Here is a 26,808-nt window from a genome sequence, read left to right as displayed (position 1 = left end):
TAGCACATATGAAAATAGCTGTTTCTATATCATTCTTGATTAATTTGCAGATTTAACCATGCGAATTCCATGTCCTCTCAGAGTAATTAAATTATCTGGATTATTATCGTGACGATTGGCAACTCTACAAGATAAATCATTGCTCAAATAGCTTGCTCCACGCCCAACTCTGTCATCTCCCGTTTCAGGTCCGGTAGGATTGGTTTGTGGATCACTGCTGTATTCACCATACCAATCAAAACACCATTCCCAAGCATTACCACTCATATCGTATATTCCAAGTTCATTTGGTTTTTTCTGTCCAACAGGCTGGGCGATATCGTAAGAAGTATAGCTATTCCAAGCTACCTCATCATAATAATTACTACCGCTGTATTTATATCCTTCACTAAGATTTCCCCCTCTTGCAGCAAATTCCCATTCAGCTTCGTAAGGCAACCTTCCGCCTGCCCACTTACAAAAAGCATTGGCTCCAAACCATGAAACACAGGTAGCAGGACAATCAATGCCAGGTACACAATAAGAACCTTTAAAATAAAAACCCTCATCATCAGAGTAACCAACAGGACAATAATCTTCATCAAGATTCACAATATAGCTAACCACTCCAAATTCTTCATCCATATAAGTTCCATCGCTATTGCAAGAAATACTATTCAGAAATTCGATGAATTGAGATTGTGTAATTTCATATTTGCTTATTTGGAAATCACTCACCGTAACAGAATGTACTGGTAGTTCATCCGACTGCCCAATATATAGCTCGTCTCCCATTTGAAAAGTACCTCCATTAACACTTACAAACTCGATCTCAGGAATTACACCATCAGTTTCTTCAACCAAAATAATTTTTAATGGAGCATTATTTCTTTCAGTATTGTAATAATGCAACGAATCTGCAGAATAAGAATAATGAAACGTATTAAATCCTTCTTTGGTAATTTGAATATTATAATTTTCGAATTCATCACTAATGCGAATTGTATTCGTTTCGGCTTTTAAGTCGCCGGAATAAAGCAAAGAATCATCAGAAGTAATTTTGATACTGGATTGTGCCAATTCAAAATTCATGACATTCTTGTTATACGTAAAGGTACTTAAGGAAAAGTCAAAAAACTCTTTTACTATAAAACCAAAGGAAGTATATCCAAAGTCTGCCGCATCAAAACTTTCTGTTGATAAAACCTCAGGAGATAGTTTCAATACCTCGTCGGTTTTTACCTCAAATTCTATATTCAAAGGTTTTTCCACTAGATAATCCAATTCTGAACCATCTTTAGGAGATGCATAAATAATGTTATTATTTTTATCAACCAGGAAAAATTCCGTCAGGCTATAATTGCCTTCACGCAAGCTTATGGGACCAGCAATATAAGAACCATTAAAGTGGAATACTTCAAGTTCCTCTTTGCCATAAATAATATTGTTGTCTACATCTACAATGGATATTACTAATCCATTGATATCTTCAACTGATTTTAAAGTACTTGCTTCAGACAAATCTACGGCAAATTCAATTGAACCAAATCCTTCGGTAGATTCAGAATCATCTTCACTACAAGAGCTTAAGCCAATAATGGCTGTAAGTAGCAAAATGCCAAAAAAGTTTAGAAATTTCATATAAAAAGATAGTTAGGTTTATTGCATAAAAATAGTGATTTATCATTAATAAACGAAAATAATTATATTGTTTGATAACAAATCAGAGTAAGATTGAGAAGATTGAATAAAACACTACTTATTTGAAGAATGCTTCTATATTTGTGGCCGAACCACCAATATATTAAGCATGACACCACTATTGTATTACCTATTTCTAAAGCCAATATCTCTACTTCCACTTCGTTTTTCGTACCTGATATCGGATCTACTTTTTGTTTTAAACCATTATGTCATTCGATATCGAAAAAATCTGATTTTGAATAACATTCGAAACTCATTTCCTGAAAAAAGCGATGAGGAACACAAAAGTATTGCCCGAGATTTTAATCGTTTCTTTTGTGATTTTATAGTGGAAAGTATCAGATGCTTTAGCATAAGTGCTGAAGAAGCTCAAAAACGATGCAGAATAAAAAATCTGGAAGCTATTGATGAATTGTATAGACAAAAGAAAAGTATTGTGCTTGCATTTGGGCATTACAACAACTGGGAAATGGTTGCTACTGCACTTGGCGGATCGTTAAAACACAAAACCAGTGCAATTTACAAACCATTATCAAACAAATTTTTTGACAGGAAATTTAGAGAAACCAGAGGTAAATCGGGACTTCAACTGATTCCTAAGCAAGAGACAAAAAGATTTTTAGAAGATAAAAAAGACAAAACCTATTTAGTAGGATTTGGTAGTGATCAATGTCCCAAACGCAACAAGACAAACTTATTCTGGACTAAATTCCTAAATCAGGATACCGCTGTAATGTTTGGTACAGAAAAATATGCTGTTGATTTTGATTATGCAGTTGTTTTCCTAAATATTGAGAGAGTTAAACGCGGATATTACGAAGTAGAATTAAAAATCATCGAAGAAAATCCGCAACAAGCTAAATATGGAAGCATTACAAAGCAACATAGCAAATTACTCGAAGATCAAATCATACAAAATCCCCAATACTGGCTATGGAGTCACAAAAGATGGAAGTTACAAAAGCAAGATCATGAAATTTGTCATTAACCAAGCTTTATGTACTTTTTAACAAACTGGTTGAAATCAGCTGATATTTTAAAGGCAAAAGATAATAAAAGATATACTCCGCCAACTATTGATGATCTGATTGCAATATCGAATACAAACCAGTCCATTTTTGGTAAAAGTGTTCCGGCATAGTAAGCTGTGGCAGCAACCAATATCACCATTAAATATCGGTAATTAAATGGTTGAAATTTATACTTATTCAGTAAAAACAGATATTTGGATAAGTTAAAAAACAAAGTTGCTGTTACAGAGGCTATTGCTGCTCCTGTAATCCCCCATATGGGAATCATGATAAGATTGGTAATAATTACCAGAAGACCATATAGAGTCATGAATACAGCTTGCATTTTATAGTAAGGCGACGATTGAATAACCACTCCACTCACTCCTGATGCCATCTGTATTACATGCCCGATACCAATAAAAAATACAACATATTTTCCATCAATAAATCGATGAGATACAATTTCAAAAACATTATCGATATTGATCCATATGCCAATAAACAACAGGCATCCTACCATAAACTGATGTAATCCGCTTTGTGAGTATATCTGAGCTATGGTTTTCAAATCATTCTTTTTCCAGGCTTCAGCAATTACAGTACTTGCTATTTTTTTCAAACTTCTTGAAGGCATGGAAACCAATGTTCCAAAATTGGTCATGGTTGCAAAAATCCCCGTTGGCCCCAAGCCAATAAACCCTTCAATCATGATTCTGTCAATTTGATTGGCTAACTTATCACTTAAACCATTCAATATCCCAAATAAGGAAACACTTGCCATTGATTTACGCAGTTCTGGCGTAACAAACTTTAAATTGGATGCAAAAGAAATTTGTCCACGTACCCAAAGTAAAATGAATAAAAACACTGTTGGAGAGCAATATGCCAGAACGTATAGTAAAATAAACTGAGAAAAATCGATCACTTTTACCGTGAAGAGGATCAAGAAAATAAGGTTTAGTACTTTAAAAACAATATCTCTGAAAAATGTACCTGAAACTGCATCGTACATTACCCTGTTGTACCCTTCAAACAAATTATAGAAAAGGGTAAAAAACACCAATGGAATCAGATAAATCAAGTAGTTCAAATACATTGGTGATTCATCTTGATAGGTTTCGATTGCAATAGGTTGCAAAATAAAATAAGCAATAAGCGACATTGCAAAACCAGCCATACCAGCCCAAAACAGAATAAACAAATAGCCGTTGTGATTTACATTCTCGTTACGGAAGTAAGGAAACAAACGGGCTGTTACATTGTTAAAGCCAAGAGTTGAAAATTGTGCTGCAACTGTAGTAATCGCACCCAACCAGGCAATTAATCCAATTTGATCGGTTGCAAAAAAACTGGGATACAATATACCTGTATTTATAAATCCCAAAATCGCTCCGATATACGAAACGAAACTTCCCTTAATGGTTTGTTGTCGAATAATTCCCAATGTGCAATTGTATATTTGGTAGTGATACAATCACAAATTTAACAAAAAAGGAATGAGTGAATGAGTGAATGTGTAATTTTGTGAATGAGTAAGCTTAAACATCCAATTACCAAAACCACTTTTTGCTCTTGAAACTTGTAACTGGTAACATGAAGCTTTTCATCAAAAAATTGTATTTTCGCAAGTGACCAATTAATGATTGATCCTAATCGGTTTAAAACAAGCTAACATATGGCACAAAAAGAAAATGGCTCAAAGCGCCGCTTGCGCTCCTCTTATATCACTTCAGTTATCAGTATTTCTCTGGTTCTTTTCATGCTGGGACTAACGGGTTTGCTAATTTTAAATGCAAATCAGCTTTCAAACTATGTGAAAGAAAATATTGGAGTCTCCATCATTCTAAAAGACAATGTGAAGGAAGTAGAAATAAGACGTTTACAAAAAAATCTTGATGCCACAGAATTTGTAAAAGCAACCGAGTTTGTTGACAAAGAAACTGCAGCAAAAGAGCTACAGAAAGAATTAGGTGAAGATTTTATTTCTTTTTTGGGCTACAATCCACTGCAAGCTACAATAGACGTAAAACTTTATGCCGAGTATGCCAACCCTGATAGCATTGCTGTAATCGAAAAAGATTTCACCAGATACTCGCAAGTACAAGAGGTTTACTATCAAAAATCATTGGTTCATTTGGTAAACGATAACGTAAAAAGAATCAGTTTAATCCTTTTGGGCTTTAGTGCCATTTTATTTATTATTTCGTTTACACTAATCAACAACACAATACGATTGTCAATCTACTCACAGCGCTTAATTATAAACACCATGCAATTGGTTGGTGCCACAAGAGGTTTTATTCGTAAACCATTTATAGGCAAAGGACTTCTTCACGGATTTTTAGGCGCATTAATTGCCAATGCAATGCTTTCTGGTGTTATATACCTTTCACAGCAAGAACTCAGACAAGTAATTACTTTTAACAATACCGAACTGGTAGGAGTTTTATTTTTACTGATTATTTTAACAGGTTTATTCATCACCTGGATTTCTACCTTATTTGCGGTGAATAAGTATTTGCGATTAGAGTCAAGATCATTGTACTAAAGATTAGGAGTTAACAAAACTTAAGACATTTTAAATGCTAATTCAGTAAAATTTATTGTAAATTTGGCATTGATTTCCGAACACGGATAAATTTTGAAAACATGAACAAACAAGATAACAAACCAGGCTTCGCTCTTGGCAAAGAGAACTACAAACTTCTTCTGATTGGTTTTGTAATTATCATTATTGGATTTTTGCTTATGATGGGTGGAGGATCTGATGATCCTAATGTATTCGACGAAAGCATTTTCAGTTTCAGAAGAATTACGCTTGCTCCATTGGTGGTATTGTTCGGATTTGCTTTCGAAATTTATGCCATTATGAAGAAACCAAAAGAAGACAAATAGCGTAATACCTATCTGATTCCGAGCTAAATATCGGAATAACACACTACTTATTTTTATGAATTGGATTGAAGCCTTAATTCTTGGATTGCTCCAGGGACTTACTGAATTTTTGCCTGTTAGTAGTAGCGGACACCTTGAACTTGGAAAAGCTCTTTTAGGTGTGGACGCTGAAAATAATCTTGCATTTACTGTAATTGTTCATGGAGCAACAGTACTTAGTACCATTATTGTTTTCAGAAAAGATATTCTATCACTGTTTAAGGATGTTTTTCATTTCCAATGGAATGAATCTACCCAATACCTTTTTAAAATTGCCATATCGATGATTCCAATCGGAATTGTTGGTGTTTTCTTTAAGGATGAAGTATCAGCACTTTTCGATAACAATGGCATCCTGCTTTTGGTAGGTTGTATGCTATTGGTAACAGCAACTTTACTGGGATTTACCTACTATGCAAAACAAAAAGAAAAAGAAATATCCTTCAAAGATGCTTTAATCATTGGTTTGGCACAAACATTTGCCATTCTACCTGGTATTTCGCGTTCTGGAGCTACCATTGCAACAGGATTACTGCTTGGCAACAGAAAAGCAGACATTGCAAAATTCTCTTTCCTAATGGTTTTGGTTCCAATTATTGGAGAAAATATTCTATGTCTGGCTAATGGCGAATTTACCTCTCAAGGCAACATTGAAGTTACACCTTTAATTGTTGGTTTCTTTGCAGCTTTTATCTCTGGATTACTGGCTTGCAGCTGGATGATTAAGCTGGTTAAGAAAGGAAAACTAATCTATTTTGCCATTTATTGCCTGATTATCGGAGTAATTGCTATTTTTGCAGCCTAATTGTAAAAATGGCAAATCACTTCTAATGATTCGATTCGAAACCGATAATGACTTTCAACAAGGGGCTTTTATTCTGCTGAATAAGCCATACAAATGGACTTCGTTTGATTTGGTGAACAAGGTAAAGTTCAAAGTCAAACACATGCTTCGTGTGAAAAAAATTAAGGTTGGTCATGCAGGAACATTGGATCCTTTGGCTACCGGATTGATGATAGTATGCGTTGGAAAATACACCAAAAAGATTGATACTTATCAATCACAGGTGAAAGAATACATTGCCACTTTGCAATTGGGAGCAACCACTCCTTCCTTCGATTTGGAAACAGAAATCGATCAGGAATATCCAACAGAACACATTACTCGTGAACTGGTTGATAAAACATTAAAAGGTTTTATTGGAAGTATTGAACAACGACCACCAGATTATTCGGCAGTTAAGGTTAACGGTAAACGTGCTTATGAATATGCTCGAAAAGGTCAGGAGGTTGAAATCAAGAAGAAAACTTTGGTGATCGATGAAATCGAAGTTCTTGAATTTGAAGAAAATGTTCTAAATATTAGAGTGGTTTGCAGTAAAGGAACCTATATCAGAGCTTTAGCACGAGACATTGGTCAAGCTTTAAATAGCGGTGCTCACTTAACAGCTCTGCAACGTACTCAAATCGGCGATTTCAAAATCGACGATGCTATTGAAATTGAAGATTTTATAAAATTCTTAGAAAATTTATAACTATCTTGCAACTTTTTCGTAAAAAGGAAAGCTTCGCTTTTTGCAGTAACAAAAAAATATATTTAAAAGTCAGTCAGCCTTATGAAGTTATCTAAGTTTAAGTATAAATTACCTACAGAACTTATTGCTTTACATCCAGCCTATAACAGAGATGAATCTCGTTTAATGGTACTTCACAAAGATACAGGTAAAGTTGAGCACAAAATCTTTAAAGATTTAATTGAATATTTCGATGATGAAGATGTAATGGTGTTCAATAATACCAAAGTATTTCCTGCTCGTTTGTATGGTAACAAAGAGAAAACAGGTGCCGAAATTGAAGTATTCTTGTTACGCGAATTAAATCGCGAACAAAGACTATGGGATGTTTTGGTTGATCCGGCTCGTAAAATCAGAATTGGTAATAAATTATACTTTGGCGATGACGATTTGTTGGTTGCCGAAGTAATTGACAATACTACATCGAGAGGTAGAACACTTCGTTTCTTGTACGATGGACCATATGATGAATTCAAGAAAACTCTTTTCGGATTAGGAGAAACTCCACTTCCAAAATTCATTGATCGTTCGGTAGAACCTGAAGATGCAGAGCGCTACCAAACTATTTTTGCAAAGCATGAGGGTGCAGTTGCTGCTCCAACAGCTGGTATGCACTTTAGCCGTGAGCTAATGAAGCGTTTGGAAATTAAAGGTATCGATTTTGCAGAGGTAACTCTACATGTTGGTTTGGGTAATTTCCGCACTGTTGATGTTGAAGATTTGACCAAACACAAAATGGATTCTGAGCAGATCTTTATCGAGGATGAAGCTGTTGAGAAAGTAAACTTGGCTAAAAAGAAGAAGAAAAATGTTTGTGCAGTTGGTACTACTGTTATGAGAACGCTTGAAAGTTCTGTATCAACCATGGGAACGCTTAAACCTTTCGAAGGATGGACAAATAAATTTATTTTCCCACCTTACGAATTCCATGTGCCAAACAGAATGATTACCAATTTCCACCTACCACTTTCTACTTTAATGATGATGGTTTGTGCATTTGGAGGTTACGACAATGTAATGGCTGCTTACGAAGAGGCAATTAAAGAAAAATACAGATTTGGAACTTACGGTGATGCAATGTTGATCATCTAAAACAATCTATAAAATAATTTGCAAAGCTGGTGATTGATTAATCATCAGCTTTTTTTATGTAGTCTTAACATGAGTAGTGATAATTTTTACTATTTTACACATCCGTTTAACAAATTAAAATTTAACTATGGAAGTTGTTGTAGAAAGAAGCGACAAGAATTTTGTTGCGATGATACTATTGTGTCTATTCCTAGGAAATCTGGGAGTTCACCGTTTTTATGCAGGTAAAATTGGAACTGGAGTATTAATGTTATTAACATTAGGTGGATTAGGAATCTGGACTCTAATTGATTTAATCATCATTGCAGTAGGAAGCTTTAAAGATAAAGAAGGGCGCTATATTAAAAACTAGATAGTAAAACTAAAAAAGAGATCTGTTACACAGATCTCTTTTTTTATTCTTCGTTATTTATCATCCATGTTGAAAATACATTCAGATAATTCCAATAAGACATTAAAAGCTCATCTGAAAGACCAAGCTCTGGTAACAATTTCTGATAACATTCAAGCCAGATTTTTCTTCCTTCGGCCGTAATTTTAAATGGCTTGTGGCGACGCACCAACATTGGTTCTCCCCTGTTCTGATTGAAATATTGTGGTCCTCCTAAAATTTGAATAAAAAAATCTGATGAGCGCAACTTGGCTGCTTCAAATTCTTTATCATCGGGAGGAAACATAGCACCTATCTCGCTTTCACGCAAAAGACTGTAATGATCGTCTACTAATTTTCTGATTCCTTCTTCACCCAAAATCGTTAATATTTCTCTATTTGGTCTGGTTACCTGTGGACGTTCACCAAATTGATATTCTTTAATTTCCAGTTTCATATTATACCATTTAAATTTCAGAGTAAGCTATAGAGAAGCTATGAAATATTAAATTGAAATGCCGATATATAATTGGTTCGACATTTGAAGTTTTATGAACAGATGGCGAATACAATTTATAATCGGTATTATTACTTGATTTAAACTTAAAAGTATCAAAGATTTTCTAAATCGCTACTGCTTTATTAAAAAAAAGACCAATCACTCTTAAATTTCTAAAATCTCCTAAAATTTATTTTTCTTACAAGCCATAATTTGATAAATTAGATAATCAATTAAAAGGTCCCACATACTCTTTTGGTTGCCATTTGGCAACTTGCTACCAATTCACTTTAAACCGCGGCTTTTAGCCACAATTTAATGATCATGAAAAAGATATTTTATCTGATTCTTATGCTATTCTTGAGCTCTAAGCTTGTACTTGCCCAGGAATGCAGCATTTACATTCCCAACACAGTAGGAACCGAGTTGCATTATGAAATGACTAATCAAAAAGGAAAAGTACTAGGCTCGTATACCCAAAAACTACTATCGATTAAAAATAAAGGTGGTGAAACCATTTACTCCATGTTGCAAAACACGATGGATAAAAATTCAAAAGACAAAGTTATTCTGTCGGACACCATTACATTCCGCTGTAAAGGCAATGAATTTTACATTGATATGGATCAGTACCTAAACCAAAAACAAATGGAGGCTTTCCAGAATATGGAGGTCAAAATTACCACGGATGATTTGATGTATCCCCCAAATTTAAAGCCTGGACAATCACTAAAAGATGGTTCAATTACCATTTCGATTGAAGGTGGAGTAATGAACATGAATATGACCACCAATATCGTGAATCGAAAAGTTGAAGCTTTAGAAAATATGGATACCCCAGCAGGTAATTTTAAGTGCTACAAACTTTCTGAGGAGGTTCAGAGTAAAACTGGCTTTGTAAATGTTACCATCCGTAATGTAATGTGGATTTCGAAAGATATAGGAACCATTCGAAGTGAATCCTACAACAAGAAAGGAAAGTTAACCGGAATTACACAGTTGGTGAAGATTATAAAGTAAAAAGTTCAAAATATAAAGGAGAAAGTGTCTGTTACTACTTTCTCCTTTTTTTAATTCATCCTTAATTAATTCATTATATTTCTAGGTTTGCCTTGCAGCCACAATTTGATGTTATCCATCACGATATCGATTCGTTTTTCGAATGATTCGTTGGTAGCATAAGCAATGTGCGGAAGCATAATTAGATTTGGAGCAGTAAACAAGATGTGCTCTTTGTCCAATGGTGGCTCTTTTTCGTAAACATCAACAGCTGCACCTGCAATTTCGTGTTCATCAAGGGCCCAACACAATGCATCACTATCTACAACAGGTCCGCGAGCTGTATTAATCAGAATTGCTTCTGGTTTCATTAGTTTGAATTCATCCTTTCCCATTAAGCCTTTTGTTTCCGATGTTAATGGCACGTGCAATGAAACAATGTCCGACTCCTTCAATAAAGTTTCTTTATCGACGAATTTAACGCCTTCTACGCTCTTTTCGCTTCGACTATAGGCAAGAACATTACAATTAAAAACCTTGGCTATTTCGGCCACTCTAAGGCCTATTTCGCCAGCTCCGATAATACCTAATGTTTTTCCATTTAGCTCAGTTCCTAAAAATCCTCCACGATCACCTCCAAAACGAGTCATTGCATCTCCACCAACTATCTTGCGGTATACCGACAAAATCATGCCAATGGCAAGTTCGGCAACCGATTCATTAGAAAACCCGGCCGCATTGGAAACTAAAATGTTTCGCTCGTTGCAAGCTTGCATATCAATGTGGTCTACACCTGTAAATGCCACCGAAATCATGGAAAGATTTGGACAGGCATCAATAAAATTTTTAGTGATTGGAATATTGCTGACTACAATCGCATCGGCTCCTTCTGCTCGTTTGATGAGTTCTTGCTCGTCCTCATTTCGATCTCCAAAGAACACCAACTCGTGTCCCAACTCTTCAAATTCTTTTTTAAGTTGACCATATTTACAGGCGGTCATTCCTATTGGTTCAAGTATTGTGAATTTCATATTTTTACAATTATCAGTAAACAGTTAGTTGAGAACTGTTACTATTAATTATTATACATTTCAAGATTATTCAGACGTTTCACGATCATCAGACTGCTAAAGTAAAGATTTCATTTTTCAGAATCAATGAATTAGGGACTGATATCCTGCCATAGCTGTGCAAAAAAAGCATTCAGCAGGTAATTATTGGCTTTGAACGATTTAAATTTCATGCTTCGGATATTTTTCTGAATTTGTATCAGTAAATGAACAAATTACCAAATGATTGACCACACAAAAACATACAACAAATTTCTAAATCAATTCATCAACAAATGGCTAAATTGCTCGGAAGAATTTCCTGTCAATAAGCCAAAGTTCTCTTTTATTGAGAAATACATCTGGGAGTTAAAATGCGAACGATTTCTCAGCTTTGTAAAATCGAACAGCGAAAAAGAAATTCTCGAAAATGAATTGCTTTTTAAAAAGTGTAAGTCCTTCTTTAAAGAGGAGTTGTCATACTCCAATGATCAATTGCAATTGATTTTTTCTGATGATATGATTCATGCCACCAAGGATTTTATCCGAAAAGCCCTTCAGTTTGATTCGAACTTGGGTAACGAGGAACTTTTTCAGGCATTAAGAAACCAGTGGATTGTTTTTGGTCTTCAATCCTTGTTTGGATATCCTGTTCAAACCACTTCATCTACCCTGGCGTATAGCCTCCTTTATCCGTATACCGATAATTTCATTGATTCGCGAAGAATCTCTCATCAAGATAAAATTGAATTTTCTGAACGTTTTGAATTGCGACTAAAAGGCGAAGAGATAATTGCAAAAAGCGAAGCCGAAGAAAAAATCTATCAATTGGTTGGAATGATAGAAGATGATTATGACCGAGGCAATTATCCCAAAGTGCACGAAAGTTTATTGGATATTCACCATGCACAAACCAGAAGCATTGCATTGACTAAAAAAACGCTCATGAGCGATATAGAATGTTTCGAGATTGCCGTTACCAAAGGTGCAACATCGGTTATTGCCGATGGATATTTAATTGCTGGCGAATTGAGCTACGATCAACTTCATTTTCTTTACGAGTATGGCGCATATTTGCAAATATTAGACGATTTACAAGATGCCAGAGATGATTTGTATGAAGGAGTTTTCACCTGTTTCTCTAAAAACCTGCATTCACAATATCTCGATAGAATGTTATGCAAAACCTATCATTTGGGAAAAGAAGTTTTGGCAACAGTAAAGAAAGTTTATCCAAACGAAATTGCATTCCAGGGATTGATTAAGCGTAGTTTTGGATTGTTGTTCGGATCATCGGTTGTTAGCAACCCTAAAGATTTTAGTCCTGAATTTATCCAACAATGTGAACGTCACTCTCCTTTCCGTTTTTCATTCGTAAATAAACACAAAGCCGAACTGAACAATTTCTCGCTACTTTTTGAAAAGAAGTTGGAAGAGTTTAAAAAGGAAGGTTTTTATGCAGTTTAAAGCTTAATTCAATGCTTGGATTGATAAATCTTGCTTAGAATTGGCAAATCAGTCGGTAAAATCGATGGTTTAGCTCTTCGAATGGTCTCTACGTAAATTTGCTTTTGCGAATGGTTTTATGGCATCGCAAATAAAAAAACGCCTTCATCCACACAGGTACGAAAGCGTCTTTCAATTCTTTGCAGTAAACTTTAGGCAAGTCTACTGAAATTCTTTATCCGTGTAATCCACACTCGCGGTTGCCAAGAACTTTTGTTGGATCGAAATACTTGGTTTCAATTCCTAAATTATTCTCAGCAAGATATTTGTCCATTTCTTCGTCGCTCCAGTTGTAAAACGGGCTTACTTTTAGCATTCCATCAGCTGATAGAGAAAGAATATCAATAGAATCGCGGAAAGCAGTTTGACCTTTTCTCAAGTTTGTGAACCAAACATCTGGTTTGTGCTCTTCCATTGCTCTGCGGAAAGGCTCCATTTTTACCTGTTCGGTAAATTCTTTGTGTTTTGGATCGTTGATATCAGGAATACCCATAACCACATCGCGATGTGCAGCAGTTTGCTTAGGAACATACAATTTTACATTTAAGTCCAATTGTTTTATTGTCTCTTCAGCATGACGATAGGTATTGGAAGTATTGTATCCTGAATCACACCAAATTACCGGAATATCTTTCTTCACTTCGGCACAAGCATGCAAAATTACAGCTTCGTAAGGTCTAAAGTTTGTGGTAACCACTGATTTTTTTCCATATGCAACTGCCCATTCAATAATCTCTTTTGGAGTTTTACCTCTCAATTCCTCATTAAGTGCTTTAATATCCATTTTTATCTATATTAATCGTTTATTTTCTGATTTGTACGGACGAAATTATAAAAAAATCTGCTTCAAAATGTTAAAACAAAGAATAAGTACTTTTAAAACTTATCCATTGCAAAATGAAACGACTCTGGTGTTGTTCTGTGAATTTTTACCTGTTTACAATCATTAAAGATCATAAATGCTTTTAATTCTTTCGATAAGGCTTCGGAAAAAGCATCTAATTTCTTCAGGTTTGCTTCTAATGCTAAATGATTTACATGTAATACCGATGTCTTTCTATCGGCCTTACAGTCCATCCTGGCCACCAACTTTCCATCCCAAAGAACTGGCAAGCAAAAATATCCAAATTTGCGTTTGGCCTCGGGCACATAACATTCAATTTGGTAATCGTAATTGAATAAGGAATGCATGCGCTTTCGCTGAATCAACAAGTTGTCGAAGGGGGAAAGAATTTTGAGTTTACTGCGCGACAAAAGTTTATTCAATAGGTCAAGAGCACTTGGCAAAGTGTAGTAATTTACCTCTCCTACTTTTATTTGCAACAACTCACCGCTTAAGTGCATTTCTTTTAGATACCTTTCCACTATGGGTTTGGTATTTTTCAGCAGGTAGGCCATTTCAGATGCCAATCCCAAGCCATTTGCCTCCAAATACCTAACAATCAAAAAGCGAATGTATTCCTCTTCCGTTGGCATGGAAATATCAATATCACTTGAAATTACCCTTTCGGTAAGATCGTAAACTTTATGGAAATTGTTTCTGCGGGGAATCATCAAATCGCCTTGCATAAACAGATTTTCCAAGGCTCTTTTGGCAGGTTTACTCGACCAATCTCTTCTTTTTTTGTCGGTATTCTCAAAATCTTTTGCCATCAAAGGACCTTCAAGCTCAATTCGCTTCATGATGGAATTCATTAATTTCTCATCTTTTTCGAACCAGTGATTTTGAGCTCCACTTGCTATTGCATGCTTTCGTATCAAGCTAAAACGAAAATCGCGCATAGGCAGATATGCAGCTGCATGCGACCAATATTCAAATACTTTTTTTTCGGCAAGCAACTGGTCGAGATGTGAAGCTTGATATTTTGGATTTCGAGTCCATAAAGTATGATGATGCGCTCGCTGAACTACCGAAATGGTATCAATTTGAATGTAGCCCAAATGCTCGATGGCCGAAAGGCTGGCATCAATGGCTGTTCCCTTATGTTTTACCGGAGGGATTTGTTGAGATAACAAGACCAACTTTCTGGCTTGATCAGAGGAGAGAGTTTCAGTAAATCGAGACATTGTTTTTATTGTATATGAGCAGAGATTATCCTATTATCGTTTGGCGATGAGTTAATCCCCAATCAATTATTTCCCCTATTAAACCATCTAATGTTCTTCCATGTTCTGTTATCGAATACTCAACCGTAATCGGTTTCGTATTTTTAACTGTTCGCGTTATTAATTTATTCATTTCCAGCTCATGTAAATCCTTCGATAATTTTTTGGGAGCTATCCCATTTAAAGTTCTTTTAAGTTCCATAAATCGCATTGTTCCATGCCGTAACAATGTACCAATTATCTGCATTTTCCATTTTCCCGATAAGAGTTCCATGGTATCTTTTATAGCTCTTATTTGCAATTCACATTGCCTGGACAAAATGACATCTTCTTTCTTCTCCATTTTTTTCAGAATTTCCCAGTTAGTTACCTCGAGGATACTGGTTTCCTTGAGGAAATACATAGTAAATATACAGCATTCTATTTCTTTATTTGTACATGAAAATAAAATTAGATGGAGATGAAAAAAATAAGTAACAGTACTTTTCTAAAAGTACATAGTAGCATTTATGCGATTTTCGCAATTGGATTATTCCTTTTCCCTAAGCTCATATGGCCTAATTATGGTGTACAATTAAATGATCAATATTCAACATTTTTATCTCAACACAATAGCATTTTCTTAGGTGGTATAGCAATTATAGGCTTTTTATTTAAGGATACAGAAACTAAAAGCCTTACTGCACAAAAACTATTTAAAGGCTTGATGCTAACAAATGTTCTTGGAGTACTAATAACACTATATGCAGGTTTTACTAAAATCTTTGTTGGATTTGGATGGTCGGATCCAATATTTTTTGCCTTGCTGGCAATTTTAAGCTTTATAAAACTAAAAGACAATCAATAACACTAAACCAATGAAGCCCATCAAGAAAAGTCAATCAAAGTGCTAACATGTATGGGGCTGGTAGAAAAATAAAAAGAGAATGGATGTAATAGATGTAATAGATGTAATTAAAAATCGGAGAAGCATTAGAAAATATAAGGATGAAGAACTTGAACCCGTCTTAATAGAAAAGCTATTGCAAGCTGCCAATTGGGCACCATCAGCTGGGAATAGTCAACCCTGGGAATTCGTTGTTGCACGAGATGAATTTGCAAAAAAAATATCCAATGAGTTCTACAAGTTTGCCAAAGAATACATTCCATCAGCACCTTATATCCCTGAAAAGGAAAAGCAAAGAATGCTGGAATACTCAAAAAATTTTGGAGGTGCTCCTTGCCACATCATTGTAAGCTACCCAAAACTAGAGGACAACTTCAAAAGAGAAGAGGCTTTGAAAGCCAGTTGTGCAGCTATTCAGAATATACTTCTGCAAGCAAAGGCAATGGGTCTGGGTACTGTTTGGATTGGGAGCCGATTAAATCATTCTGAAAAGGTAAAAGAAATTTTAGCTATGCCCGAAGACAGGCTCATAGCTGGGATTATTCCAATTGGGTATCCTGATATGGAGCCAATTGCTCCACAAAGACAAAGTCCTGATTTAAAAGAAAAAGTGAAGTGGATGGGATTTTAAAATTCGATAAGTATAAACAATTTAAAATAAAGTAAAATGGCAGTAATTATGTATGTAGATTTTCCTCATTCAGGACCTTTTGGCGAGGAAATGGCAAAACAAATGAAAGATCTTGCAAATAGTATTAATAATGAACCAGGTGTAGTTTGGAAAATCTGGACTCAGAATGAATCTGACAAAACAGCCGGAGGTGTTTATGTATTTGACAACAGAGCAAATGCAGAAAAATATTTGGCAATGCATACCGAAAGACTAAACCAGTGGGGATATTCAGAAATTAGAGGGCGAATCTTCGAAGTAAATGAAGAACTTTCAAAAATTAACAATGGGCCTTTCAACTAACGTTTAATATTTTATCATACTGGCAATTTCTTTTAAAAAACATCTCTTTATTCAACTTTCAATAAACAGAAAAGGCAAAAAATTATTCATAAGTGACATGAATACCTCTTTAATTGAAATAATTAAAGAGGTATTTATTTTTTTTACCAAGCTATTTTCACCTCTCTCAACTGTTATGCTGCCTTTAAGCTTCTAGCAGGTAGGTCTGAAAAATCCGAATCTTGCGAAGTTTATTACCTTCTTGTATCAATTACATTCTGTAGTAAAAGTTTACATTTTCCACAATCGGTGCCTGCTCCTGTCACTTCTCCAAGCTTTTCAACTGTATTGGCTCCATTATTAAAAGCATCAACAAGCGCTTCCATAGTAATCATCTTACAACCACAAGCTAAGCCCAATACTTTCTTTATATCATCAATACAATTCCCACAACCGGTACCTGCTCCTGTAATTTCTTTTATTTCTTCTACGGTACGAGCTCCATTAACCATAGCCATTCTAATATCACCATAGGTCACTTGTTTGCAGTGGCAGATAATTCTATTTACAGGAATTAGTAAAGCTGTTACGTATAAATCTCCGTCAGTTTTAAGAGTATGCATCGAACCAGCTGGAGCAAGTAAAACACTTCCTACGGTTAACTCTACTTCTTTTCCGTCTACAATACCAATACCTTCTCCTTTTATACAATAAAATACTTCATCCTGAGCTGCATGTTCATGATATGGTACTTTCATATCGGAATGAATATGGTATACTTTTGTTTCGATAGCTTTTTCGATAGTACTTAAATCCATAATAACTAATATCTATAATTTAGGTTTAAACCAAACTGATAATTCTTGATAACTAATGTATTTTAACTTACTTTTAGTGCGTCAAAGCTAATTGCATAGTATCTATATTCCAAGAACTTACAGCAAAGTGAGATACTTACTTTCAAGTAACTAATGTTGAAAACCAAGATGATAAAATGGAAAAAAAACTAGAAATATTTTCTCATTTTGAGGAATGTCCCGTAAGAAAAGTTTTAAATAGGTGTGGTGATAAATGGTCAGTATTGATCCTTCTGGTTTTAGGAGAAGTAGATAATATGCGTTTTAATAAATTACACAAAACCATAGGTGACATATCCCAAAAAATGCTTACAGTCACTCTTCGAACACTGGAAGCTGATGGATTAATAAAAAGAACTGTATTTCCTGAAATCCCACCAAGAGTAGAATATGAAATCACAGAAAGAGGAAAATCATTATTAGTACATATCAACAAATTGGTGGATTGGGCAGAAGAAAATATGGAAGATATAATGGAATCGAGAGCTAAGTTTGAGTCATAATTGTGTTCTGAGTTCATCTACATCACTTATAATAGGTAAAACCTCAGGTAGATTTTAATGATAACAAATCCTTTTCTATGAATTGGATAAAAAAGCTGTAGATTTGAGAAAAGTAGAAACAAAAAAGCCAACAAAACTGTCAGCTTTTCCGATTGGGTAGCCCCACCAGGACTCGAACCTGGATCTATTGTTTAGGAAACAACTATTCTATCCCTTGAACTATGGGGCCATTTTGGTCTTGCAAATGTATTTAATCAGCTTGGAAGATCAAAACAGAGCATAAAAAAATTTAATAATTAGTCTCCATTTAAAAGCTCCTCAATCACAGAGAGTGACTTAAGCGAAGAAAATCCTTGACTTTGCAGTGCATAAAAATTAAGAATCCCTCGAAGAAGAATTCTTGATGTGTTCTTGTTTATTTTTAACTCATTAAGCTTATCAATTGAAGCATTAAACAAATCAAATAACACTTTACTTTCTTCCTTATTTAAACAATGAGCATGTGAATTTATTTCAGAAACAAATCGTCCATTGTCCATATCGAAACAAGAGGCAATCTCACTTCTATTTAGTTGAGGATAGAAACCTAAAAAGCGAGTCAATTTGGTTAAAAGATAGAGATGAAACAACTCTACCGATTCATTTGTTAGATCAAGGTATCTAATGCTATTATACAAGAAAACAAACAGTTCATGGTTGGCTTCTTCCTCGCGCAACACTTTGGAAAGCACTTCAGTTAAAAAAAGAGCAATTGAGCTTTTGTATACATCAAAAATCAGGCTGCTAAAGGTTTCTGCAAGTCTGACTTCCTTTAAGGATTGTATGCTTTTCCCCTCGCGATGGTACACCTCCATATCAAGTAAGAAGAAAGGTCGGAACAAATTGCTTTTGTTTTTCGATTTTTTTGAGCGACCACCTTTCACTATATAACTTTGGCGACCAAACTTTTCGGTATAAACATGAACAATCAGACTGGTTTCTCCATACTGAACCCGATTCAATACTATGCCTTTTGTTTGGTGCAGCATAATGACTTAGTTAATGAATAACAGCTTAATCACCTTAGATTTTGAACCATCAGCATTGGAACAAAATATCAGATATACACCAGTATGAGCCCTTGATCCATTAAAATTTTTGCCATTCCAAATAAATTGGCCTCCTTCCGATTTGCCTTCCCAAACCAGATTTCCACTTACATTAGTAATTTTAACGGTTGAATTGCTCATTAATCCACTTACCGTGATATCTCCTTTGTAAGTCTCTCTAACCGGGTTTGGATACACGTACAAGTCTTGGTAATTTTCGGTTCCTTCAGTCACTTTTCCTCTGTAGGATACCATTCCATTATCAGTAAGGAAGAAAACCTCTCCCGTTCCCGGATTCACAGATATCTTTTGAATGTTATTTGATGGTAAAGGACTATTCAATGTGTTAAAATGAGTCAATTGTTTATCTCCATTTTCCGAAACCAGAAACGCTCCGGAATTTTCTGTCCCAAGCCATTTTTGGTTTGCCCCATTTACTTCAATACACTGAACCTTTTCGGTAGAAAGTAAATATTGAGTTGAGCCATCAATTGTAATCACAGGACGGTATGCGAAAAAGCTTCCCTCTCTAAAAATAGTTCCTGGGTCTGAATACACAGCTACTCCACTTGCTGTACCAACCCAAACACTCCCCTTTTGATCTTCTGTAATATCATGAATTTGCGTACTGATATTGGAATTATTTTCATCCCGCACAAAGAAATTGCTCTTCACATCGTCATCATTATTGGCAATTGTACCATTTACATTAAATGCAAACAATGAACTTCCCAATCCTCTTAAAATCCATTTATCGCCATTCTGAAGGACAATAATTTTTCGTAAATCCGAACGATTATCTATACTGCTATACGACAAAGAAATCCATTCATTATTGTAGCTTAAAGCTTTTATACTCTTTCCTGAATTAGCATCTAAAACCCATAATGTACCTTCATCATCAGAATCCATCGCAATAATTCCATTATTGCTCAGAGGCGAGTTAGAAGAGTGATAGTAATTTTTTAATTCTTCATTTTCGAATTCAAATATGCCATCTCCGCTGGTTCCAGCATAAATTCTCGTTTCATTTTTCTGATTTCCAGCAATGCTTGTGATATTCTTTTTATCCCTTAATTCCTCAACATTGCTATCAGTAAAGTTCTTCCATTCCGAATCTGTAAACAAATACAATTCTGCAGGTAAATCCTTATTTGTCAGGCCGGCACTTGCCCATGTTTGCTTTCCCCTAGAATAAACCGATGTTATATCCAATCTTAATGGCCCATCAGGCTTGATTTGTATGAATTCACCACCAGTTTGTTCTAAAAGTGATTTCTCATGGTCAGCAATAAAAACTCGATCATTCCCAACTAAAATATCCCTAAAATTACTTGCTTCAGCACTTGAAATATTGGCCATTTCATTACCAGAAGAATCAAATTTCTTTATTTCTTCATTTAAAACAACATACAACTCATCATCAAAAGTTGACATTGAATAAATTAACTCTGCACTTGAGTAAAATTCATCCCAATTTTCATTACTGTATTGATATATCTCACTAGCCAATCCTATTGAATTTCTCAGAACATACATTTTTCCATCTAGAACACTAAGATCAACACATTCTCTTGTATGATTTGGAATATTAGTAATTCGTGCCCAATTGTTAAAATCGACTAAGTTACTTGAGTTTAAATTGGCTTTAAAAATTCCATTTTCTGTTGCTGCCCAAATACTCGTTTCATCAGTAATTATATCATTTACTTGAATTTGAGATCCATTTTCACCGATCAAATAAGTATCAGCAACTTCTTGTTTACTTAAATTAAGAGCAACAATTCCAAAACTCGTTCCCAAGTAAGCAATATCATTTTTTACATGTATCGATCGGATTTGTTTATCGGCAAAACCTCCAAAATTCTTAATATCAGCGATATTTACAAGCTCACTCTTTCTTACTAAATCAACATTTCCATTTTCATAGCCCAAAACAAGAGTCTCATTTTCTTCGGACCAGGCTATCGATGACACATCAGAATCTGATAAAGTATTTGTTTTACCAAATGACTTTATTTCATTATCAATTAAAGAATAAGAAAACACACCCGATTCTGTAAGACAGAAAATATGATCAGAAGATGCTACCAGTTGTTTGGCTTTACGATATGGCAAATGCTCACTCCATCCCACAAAATTTTGTGCTTGAATTGAGCAAATGTAAAAAATCAAAACAAAAAGGATAGCAATCTTTCTCATAGCAACTTATTAATTTTTGTAATCCAATAAAAACTGGACTAATTTCTGAACAGCCAAACCTCTGTGGCTAATTTTATTTTTTTCGCTCATTTCCATTTCAGCAAATGATACCTTGTAGCCCTTAGGTTCAAATATCGGATCATAACCGAATCCATCTTTCCCTCTCTCAGATTCAAGAATATTACCATCAACTATTCCTTCAAACTGATACTCTTTATCATTTAAAAACAAAGAAATTACCGTTCTAAATCTTGCTGAACGATCTTCGATTCCTTCAAGTTTCGTCAATACCTTTTTCATGTTGGCTTTGGCATCCTTATCTACTCCTGCATAACGAGCAGAGTAAACACCAGGCTCGTTGTTAAGAGATTTTATCTCCAAACCTGTATCATCGGCAAAACAATTCACATTGTACTTTTTGTATATGTATTCTGCCTTTTGAGTTGCATTCTCTTCAAGGGTTTCATAGTCTTCCGGAATTTCATCATTACAATTGATATCCTTCAAACTTAACAGCTCAACTTTCTCACCAAGTAACTGCTGTAACTCCTTTAATTTATTTAAGTTATTGGTTGCAAATATTAATTTCATCTTTCTTTTACCATTTACATCAAACAAAAAACAACGGCTAAAAAACCGTTGTTCAAATATAGATATTAATAAGATAAGCTTTAGTAAAAACTACCGTATTTAGATAAATCGGTTCTTGGGTTTACACACATTACCGGTATATGAGCCGAATTGGCTATCACAAACTGCTCGTGTGCACCAAGCATATAGTCCTGGAAAGAGATGTTCTTTGTAGTCATAATCAATATGATATCAGCATCAATCTTCTTTGCAAATTCAACTGTCTCCATCGCAAAATCATTGCCCCCATCAGCAGTATCAATCTCATAATCAATCCCTCTGCTCTCCAGATATTTCTTAGCAAAAACCAAATTGGCTTTTGTTCTTTGTAACATCTGTCCTTCAGGCATTTTAGGCGTAATAATTCGCATTTTGGCTTTAAAGAACTTCCCTAAAAATTCTGCCCAACTCAATTTCTCCTTGTTCTCTTTCTTAAAGTCTACTGGTAAAACAACCGAAGAATATTTTTTCTGAACCGGAGGAGCCTGAACCACAACAAATGGCACTCTGGATCCTACAATTACTTTAAGGGCCCAACTTCCTGTAAGTTTCTGCATGCCTTTAATTCCATGAGTCCCCATAAGAACCAACATAGCATTCATTTCTTTGGCAACATCATTTATTGTAGTAAAAATACTTCCATCACGAACAATGAATTCAGGTCGAATGTTCTTCTCCTTGTAGATTTTCTCAACAGCTTCCGCCATTTTAACTTTGGCTTCCTCAAGTTGTGATTCTTTCTTAACAATATGAACCAAAATTACCTCAGCTTCAACATTTTCCGCAAAAATACTTGCATGATCAAGTGCATATTCAGCAACGGTTGAAAAATCCCATGCTACAAGTAAAGATCTTTTTGTACTTTCCATAGTTTAGTTTAAAAGGGAGACAGTAAAAACATGTATTAACATAACTGGATTCAATTTAGGTATTTTTTGTTAAAACAACAAATTTATTCCACCAGTTAAAGTTTGTTGATTATTTTCTGTTTCAGTCCAATAATTAAAAATTCTTACCTATTTTTAGTCTCATCGCTTATTTTTGATTAATAATAGATCTAAAATGACTCATTACACTCTCTGTATACTTCTTGTAAAATCTAATATGATGTTGCACATATTGGGGCAAGTAGAAATTGGTTTATTTTCGCAGAATCTCATCCTGTTTGGCTTACTTCTTCCAATTATTGTTGTGTTTCTTTTTTTGTGGTTCAGAATTGAACTTCGACGACAAAGAAGCGAGTTAGAAAAAGAATTTTACAATAAGAATCAAGAGTTAATTTTTAAGAAAGAAAAAGCAGAAAAACTGCTAGCTAACCTTCTACCCAAACAAACCGCTGAAGAATTACAATCCAAAGGAAAAGTGAGTTCCCGAAGATTTAGAATGGTCACGGTTCTATTTTCAGATATTCATGGGTTTACAAAAATTGTAGAACAAATGAATCCCGAAGATCTGATTGATGAACTGGATAAATTCTTCATGCATTTCGATTCTGTTGTTGAGAAATACAATATCGAAAAAATAAAAACCGTGGGTGATGCTTATATGTGTGCCGGTGGTATCCCAAATAAAAACAGAACCAACCCCATTGAGGTGATTCTTGCGGCATTGGAAATTCAGCAATACATGAATAAGATGAAAATCAATTCGAAAGATGGAAAAAAAGCCATTTGGGGATTGAGAATCGGAATTCATACCGGACCTGTTATTGCTGGTGTAGTAGGAACAAAAAAAGTCAGTTACGACATTTGGGGCGATACAGTAAATACAGCAAGTCGAATGGAGTCTTCCGGTTCGGTCGGAGAAATTAACATCTCGGGAATGACATACATGCTGGTAAAAGATTTTTTCATTTGTGAATATCGCGGAAGAATGCCTGTAAAATACAAAGGAAACATCGACATGTACTTTGTGAAAGGATTCTTACCAAATATGTCAGCAGATTTGAAAGGTTTACTTCCTAACGATTATTTCCTAACCAGCTTTCAAATGCTTCGTTACGATGACTTGGAAGAGACCATTCTTACAAAAATGGAAAATGAACTTCCCAAGAACTTATATTATCACAATCTGAAACATACCATAGATGTAATTACAGAAGTGGAGATTATTGGCCGAAAAGAAGGAATTACAGAAGCAGAAATGCTAATCATTAAAACTGCAGCCCTTTTCCACGATACCGGTTTTATTCTTTCTTATAACGATCATGAAGAGTTTGGCGTAAAACTTGCCAAACATATCCTTCCCAAATACAAATACACTGAAAAACAAATTGATGAAGTTTCCAATCTGATTATGCACACCAAGCATCCACCACAACCAGAATCCTTACTGGAAATGATCATGTGCGATGCAGATTTGGATTACCTTGGAAGAACAGATTTCATTCCTGTTTCGGGAAATTTATACCGAGAGCTTAAAGAATACGGCAAAATTAAAAGTATTGATGAATGGAACCGATTACAAATCCGGTTCATCGAGAATCATCAGTATTTTACAAAAACCGCCAGAAGTATGCGGAATGTTAACAAGTACAAACAACTTGAAAAGCTCAGAGAGCTGATTTGATTGTTTTAAAGTTTTGAATGCATATTTATTATAAATTGTCATTCTGAAATCCCATTTGTTTATGATTCTATGGTTTTACCACTATAAAAACGTAAATTTATTAGTAGTCAAAATGCCTGATTTTCAAAAAATCACAACATAAACTAATCAAAAAAGGGATCAAAATGATAACTAACTTAGAAAGTATTCTTTCCGACAGTGCAAAAGGAATGAAGCGGTCGGTAATCAGAGAATTGTTAAAATTAACCCAGCGAGATGATATCATTTCGTTTGCAGGTGGCTTGCCTGCACCAAGCTCTTTTCCTATTGATGATTTAAAGAAAATATCCTGTAAGATTCTTGATCAGGAAGGAAGTTCAGCCCTTCAGTATGGTGCGACCGAAGGTGATCGCAAACTTCGTGAAATCCTCACCAAACGTTATCTAGATCAGGGTTTGCAAATTACGACAGACAACCTAGTAATCCTTACATCATCGCAACAAGGGTTAGATTTGGCTGGTAAGATTTTTTTAAACCGTGGCGATAAATACATTTGTGGATTACCAAGTTACTTAGGCGGTTTAGGTGCCTTTTCAAGTTATGGTGGTGTTCCAATAGGAATTAAATTTGATGAGCACGGAATGCGATCTGACTTATTGGAAGAAACTTTAGAAAAAATGCAGGAACAAGACGAAATGCCTAAGTTCATCTATGTTATTCCCGACTTTCAGAACCCTGCCGGAATCACAATGCCAGAATTTCGCCGACGAGAAATCATAGAAATAGCAAAAAAATACAATATTTTAATCATTGAGGATAGCCCTTACAGAGAATTAAGATTCGAAGGGGAAGCACAAAAAATGATGTTTGAACTGGACAACACTGGACAAGTAATGAGCCTGGGAACTTTTTCCAAAATCTTTGTGCCTGGTTTTAGAATTGGATGGATCGTTGCCCACGAGGCAATTATTGACAAGTTTGTTAAAGCGAAGCAATCAACAGATTTATGCACAGCTCCTTTTGTTCAAAAGATTGCTGCTAAATACCTTGAAGAAGGTTTATTCGATAAGAACTTGAAGAAAATTATCGAAATGTATCACCGAAAAAGAGATGTAATGCTAAAAGCTTTTGAAGATTTTATGCCTGAAGGTGTAAGTTGGACAAAACCTGAAGGTGGATTATTCCTATTCTTAAGGCTGCCTGAAGACATGGATGCAGAAGATCTTTTTAAGATTGCGATAGAAAAAAATGTAGCTTTTGTTCTTGGTTCTGTATTCCACTGCGATGGAAGTGGTAAAAACACCATGAGAATTAATTTTTCGTTCATGGATGAAGAACAAAACAGAATTGGTGTTCAGCGATTGGCAGATTCGATTAAAGCATTAATGAACAATCGAGTTGAAATTTAAAAGCAATTCATTAATTTAGTAACATCGTTTGAGTTCAAATTGAACCAAACATTTAATAGATTATAAATCCTAAATCTCACCTTACAATGAGAAAAACGAGTGCAATTCAGTTTGTGCTCGTTTATTTTTTACCATTACTCCATCACTCTTACAATCACACAATCCACTAATAACAAATGCCTTGACTCAACATTATTGATTATATCTATACTTTTAGAATTATTATCTATTTGATTTATATTGAATCTAGAATTAGATTTGTAACAGATAAAAACAAAAGAATAAAAATAATCACATAAAAAAACAAAGTATGTCACAAATTGGAAAACAAGTAGTAGATTTTGAAGTACAAGCATTTGCAAACAACAATTTTAAAACAGTAAAAAAATCAGATTTATTGGGTAAATGGTCTGTCTTTTTCTTCTATCCTGCCGATTTCACCTTCGTGTGTCCAACTGAATTGGAAGATCTTGCAAACCTATATCCTGAATTTAAAGCTACAGATTGCGAAATTTACTCTGTATCAACCGATACACACTTCGTACACAAAGCTTGGCACGATACTTCAGATACCATTAAGAAGATTCAATACCCAATGTTAGCAGATCCAACGGGAGTTTTATCTCGTGGTTTTGACGTAATGATTGAAGAAGTAGGTTTGGCTGAACGTGGAACTTTCATTGTAAATCCAGAGGGAGAAATTGTAGCATACGAAGTAGTTGCAGGTAATGTAGGTAGAAATGCCGATGAATTACTACGAAGATTAAAAGCATTACAGTTTGTTGCTAAAAATCCATCAGAAGTTTGTCCTGCCAAATGGAAAGAAGGAAATGAAACTTTACAGCCTAGCATCGACTTAGTAGGCAAAATTTAAGAAAAAAATACCCGAGTCTGCCTTGAAGTAATCTT

At 34.9% G+C, this 26,808-nt stretch carries 28 protein-coding genes and 1 tRNA gene; 16 read left to right on the top strand and 13 right to left on the bottom strand.

Translation table 11 applies throughout. The features are described 5' to 3' along the window. Positions 1-39 precede the first annotated feature (39 nt). Positions 40-1,620 (bottom strand): formylglycine-generating enzyme family protein, encoded by a 1,581-nt coding sequence (locus BXY64_RS01080; protein WP_211334384.1) that lies wholly within the window; start codon positions 1,618-1,620, stop codon positions 40-42. A 169-nt stretch (positions 1,621-1,789) separates the two neighbouring features. On the opposite strand from BXY64_RS01080, the gene BXY64_RS01075 reads away from it, so the two are divergent. Continuing rightward, entirely contained in the window at positions 1,790-2,671 is an 882-nt protein-coding gene (locus tag BXY64_RS01075; RefSeq protein ID WP_120238146.1) for a lysophospholipid acyltransferase family protein, read from the top strand. Here BXY64_RS01075 and BXY64_RS01070 read toward each other — a convergent pair. Further along, entirely contained in the window at positions 2,668-4,140 is a 1,473-nt protein-coding gene (locus BXY64_RS01070) for an oligosaccharide flippase family protein (RefSeq protein ID WP_170150543.1), read from the bottom strand. The two genes, BXY64_RS01075 and BXY64_RS01070, sit on opposite strands and share 4 nt — an antisense overlap. A gap of 231 nt (positions 4,141-4,371) precedes the next feature. Here BXY64_RS01070 and BXY64_RS01065 point away from each other — a divergent pair, with 231 nt between their 5' ends. From BXY64_RS01065 to BXY64_RS01040, 6 genes are all read left to right on the top strand, one after another. Next, entirely contained in the window at positions 4,372-5,244 is an 873-nt protein-coding gene (locus tag BXY64_RS01065) for a cell division protein FtsX (protein ID WP_120238144.1), read from the top strand. A 101-nt stretch (positions 5,245-5,345) separates the two neighbouring features. Beyond that, positions 5,346-5,591: a DUF3098 domain-containing protein gene (locus BXY64_RS01060; protein ID WP_110362598.1), complete on the top strand. Its 246-nt coding sequence runs from the start codon at positions 5,346-5,348 to the stop codon at positions 5,589-5,591. Positions 5,592-5,646: 55 nt separating this feature from the next. Beyond that, a complete protein-coding gene (locus tag BXY64_RS01055) occupies positions 5,647-6,435 on the top strand; it encodes an undecaprenyl-diphosphate phosphatase (protein ID WP_120238143.1) in 789 nt (262 codons plus the stop codon). 25 nt (positions 6,436-6,460) lie between these two features. Continuing rightward, complete coding sequence (gene truB, locus BXY64_RS01050; protein WP_120238142.1) at positions 6,461-7,165, top strand: tRNA pseudouridine(55) synthase TruB; 705 nt, start codon at positions 6,461-6,463, stop codon at positions 7,163-7,165. Positions 7,166-7,246: 81 nt separating this feature from the next. After that, entirely contained in the window at positions 7,247-8,296 is a 1,050-nt protein-coding gene (gene queA / locus BXY64_RS01045; RefSeq protein WP_120238141.1) for a tRNA preQ1(34) S-adenosylmethionine ribosyltransferase-isomerase QueA, read from the top strand. Positions 8,297-8,423: 127 nt separating this feature from the next. Further along, positions 8,424-8,648 carry a TM2 domain-containing protein gene (locus BXY64_RS01040; RefSeq protein WP_110362590.1) on the top strand — a complete coding sequence of 75 codons (225 nt, stop codon included), beginning with the start codon at positions 8,424-8,426 and terminating at the stop codon, positions 8,646-8,648. A gap of 43 nt (positions 8,649-8,691) precedes the next feature. Here the strand turns inward: BXY64_RS01040 and BXY64_RS01035 are convergent, their stop codons facing one another. Further along, positions 8,692-9,123 carry a globin domain-containing protein gene (locus tag BXY64_RS01035; protein ID WP_110362588.1) on the bottom strand — a complete coding sequence of 144 codons (432 nt, stop codon included), beginning with the start codon at positions 9,121-9,123 and terminating at the stop codon, positions 8,692-8,694. 366 nt (positions 9,124-9,489) lie between these two features. On the opposite strand from BXY64_RS01035, the gene BXY64_RS01030 reads away from it, so the two are divergent. After that, on the top strand, positions 9,490-10,185 hold the full coding sequence (locus BXY64_RS01030) for a TapB family protein (RefSeq protein WP_147375842.1): 696 nt from the start codon (positions 9,490-9,492) through the stop codon (positions 10,183-10,185). A gap of 65 nt (positions 10,186-10,250) precedes the next feature. Here the strand turns inward: BXY64_RS01030 and BXY64_RS01025 are convergent, their stop codons facing one another. Continuing rightward, the gene (locus BXY64_RS01025) at positions 10,251-11,195 is read right to left on the bottom strand and encodes an NAD(P)-dependent oxidoreductase (RefSeq protein ID WP_120238139.1); all 945 of its coding nucleotides are present in this window, start codon (positions 11,193-11,195) and stop codon (positions 10,251-10,253) included. Positions 11,196-11,456: 261 nt separating this feature from the next. On the opposite strand from BXY64_RS01025, the gene BXY64_RS01020 reads away from it, so the two are divergent. Further along, complete coding sequence (locus BXY64_RS01020; protein WP_120238138.1) at positions 11,457-12,680, top strand: hypothetical protein; 1,224 nt, start codon at positions 11,457-11,459, stop codon at positions 12,678-12,680. A gap of 214 nt (positions 12,681-12,894) precedes the next feature. On the opposite strand, the gene BXY64_RS01015 is transcribed toward BXY64_RS01020, so the two are convergent. The 3 genes from BXY64_RS01015 to BXY64_RS01005 all read right to left on the bottom strand — a co-directional run bounded on the left by BXY64_RS01015 (position 12,895) and on the right by BXY64_RS01005 (position 15,168). Next, entirely contained in the window at positions 12,895-13,503 is a 609-nt protein-coding gene (locus tag BXY64_RS01015) for a phosphoadenosine phosphosulfate reductase domain-containing protein (protein WP_120238137.1), read from the bottom strand. 92 nt (positions 13,504-13,595) lie between these two features. Beyond that, positions 13,596-14,786: a winged helix-turn-helix domain-containing protein gene (locus tag BXY64_RS01010; protein ID WP_120238136.1), complete on the bottom strand. Its 1,191-nt coding sequence runs from the start codon at positions 14,784-14,786 to the stop codon at positions 13,596-13,598. A 25-nt stretch (positions 14,787-14,811) separates the two neighbouring features. Then, positions 14,812-15,168 (bottom strand): winged helix-turn-helix transcriptional regulator, encoded by a 357-nt coding sequence (locus tag BXY64_RS01005; protein ID WP_120239720.1) that lies wholly within the window; start codon positions 15,166-15,168, stop codon positions 14,812-14,814. Positions 15,169-15,285: 117 nt separating this feature from the next. On the opposite strand from BXY64_RS01005, the gene BXY64_RS01000 reads away from it, so the two are divergent. The 3 genes from BXY64_RS01000 (at position 15,286) to BXY64_RS00990 (ending at position 16,684) form a co-directional block, all read left to right on the top strand. Then, positions 15,286-15,672 carry a hypothetical protein gene (locus BXY64_RS01000; RefSeq protein ID WP_211334383.1) on the top strand — a complete coding sequence of 129 codons (387 nt, stop codon included), beginning with the start codon at positions 15,286-15,288 and terminating at the stop codon, positions 15,670-15,672. Positions 15,673-15,751: 79 nt separating this feature from the next. After that, positions 15,752-16,342 carry a nitroreductase family protein gene (locus BXY64_RS00995; protein WP_120238135.1) on the top strand — a complete coding sequence of 197 codons (591 nt, stop codon included), beginning with the start codon at positions 15,752-15,754 and terminating at the stop codon, positions 16,340-16,342. A 36-nt stretch (positions 16,343-16,378) separates the two neighbouring features. Then, entirely contained in the window at positions 16,379-16,684 is a 306-nt protein-coding gene (locus BXY64_RS00990; RefSeq protein WP_120238134.1) for a monooxygenase, read from the top strand. A gap of 233 nt (positions 16,685-16,917) precedes the next feature. On the opposite strand, the gene BXY64_RS00985 is transcribed toward BXY64_RS00990, so the two are convergent. Beyond that, positions 16,918-17,481: a (2Fe-2S)-binding protein gene (locus tag BXY64_RS00985; RefSeq protein WP_120238133.1), complete on the bottom strand. Its 564-nt coding sequence runs from the start codon at positions 17,479-17,481 to the stop codon at positions 16,918-16,920. 176 nt (positions 17,482-17,657) lie between these two features. Between BXY64_RS00985 and BXY64_RS00980 the strand changes: the two genes are divergently transcribed. Continuing rightward, on the top strand, positions 17,658-18,023 hold the full coding sequence (locus tag BXY64_RS00980) for a winged helix-turn-helix transcriptional regulator (RefSeq protein ID WP_120238132.1): 366 nt from the start codon (positions 17,658-17,660) through the stop codon (positions 18,021-18,023). A 157-nt stretch (positions 18,024-18,180) separates the two neighbouring features. Here the strand turns inward: BXY64_RS00980 and BXY64_RS00975 are convergent. The 5 genes from BXY64_RS00975 to BXY64_RS00955 all read right to left on the bottom strand — a co-directional run bounded on the left by BXY64_RS00975 (position 18,181) and on the right by BXY64_RS00955 (position 22,812). After that, positions 18,181-18,252: transfer RNA gene (locus BXY64_RS00975), tRNA-Arg, on the bottom strand. Positions 18,253-18,319: 67 nt separating this feature from the next. Then, positions 18,320-19,051, bottom strand: a complete 732-nt coding sequence (recO, locus tag BXY64_RS00970; protein WP_120238131.1) for a DNA repair protein RecO — start codon at positions 19,049-19,051, stop codon at positions 18,320-18,322. Between the two features lie 6 nt (positions 19,052-19,057). Beyond that, on the bottom strand, positions 19,058-21,313 hold the full coding sequence (gene porZ, locus BXY64_RS00965) for a type IX secretion system anionic LPS delivery protein PorZ (RefSeq protein WP_120238130.1): 2,256 nt from the start codon (positions 21,311-21,313) through the stop codon (positions 19,058-19,060). A gap of 9 nt (positions 21,314-21,322) precedes the next feature. Further along, the gene (locus BXY64_RS00960; RefSeq protein ID WP_120239718.1) at positions 21,323-21,904 is read right to left on the bottom strand and encodes a non-canonical purine NTP diphosphatase; all 582 of its coding nucleotides are present in this window, start codon (positions 21,902-21,904) and stop codon (positions 21,323-21,325) included. Positions 21,905-21,984: 80 nt separating this feature from the next. Continuing rightward, entirely contained in the window at positions 21,985-22,812 is an 828-nt protein-coding gene (locus BXY64_RS00955; protein WP_120238129.1) for a universal stress protein, read from the bottom strand. Between the two features lie 238 nt (positions 22,813-23,050). On the opposite strand from BXY64_RS00955, the gene BXY64_RS00950 reads away from it, so the two are divergent. The 3 genes from BXY64_RS00950 (at position 23,051) to ahpC (ending at position 26,773) form a co-directional block, all read left to right on the top strand. Next, positions 23,051-24,511 carry an adenylate/guanylate cyclase domain-containing protein gene (locus BXY64_RS00950; RefSeq protein WP_120238128.1) on the top strand — a complete coding sequence of 487 codons (1,461 nt, stop codon included), beginning with the start codon at positions 23,051-23,053 and terminating at the stop codon, positions 24,509-24,511. A 164-nt stretch (positions 24,512-24,675) separates the two neighbouring features. Continuing rightward, complete coding sequence (locus BXY64_RS00945) at positions 24,676-25,899, top strand: aminotransferase-like domain-containing protein (protein WP_120238127.1); 1,224 nt, start codon at positions 24,676-24,678, stop codon at positions 25,897-25,899. A gap of 310 nt (positions 25,900-26,209) precedes the next feature. Next, positions 26,210-26,773: an alkyl hydroperoxide reductase subunit C gene (gene ahpC, locus BXY64_RS00940; protein WP_120238126.1), complete on the top strand. Its 564-nt coding sequence runs from the start codon at positions 26,210-26,212 to the stop codon at positions 26,771-26,773. Positions 26,774-26,808: the final 35 nt, after the last annotated feature.

The organism is Marinifilum flexuosum (genome assembly GCF_003610555.1).
Taxonomy (GTDB): Bacteria; Bacteroidota; Bacteroidia; order Bacteroidales; family Marinifilaceae; genus Marinifilum; species Marinifilum flexuosum.
This window is presented reverse-complemented; position numbering and strand designations above follow the sequence as displayed.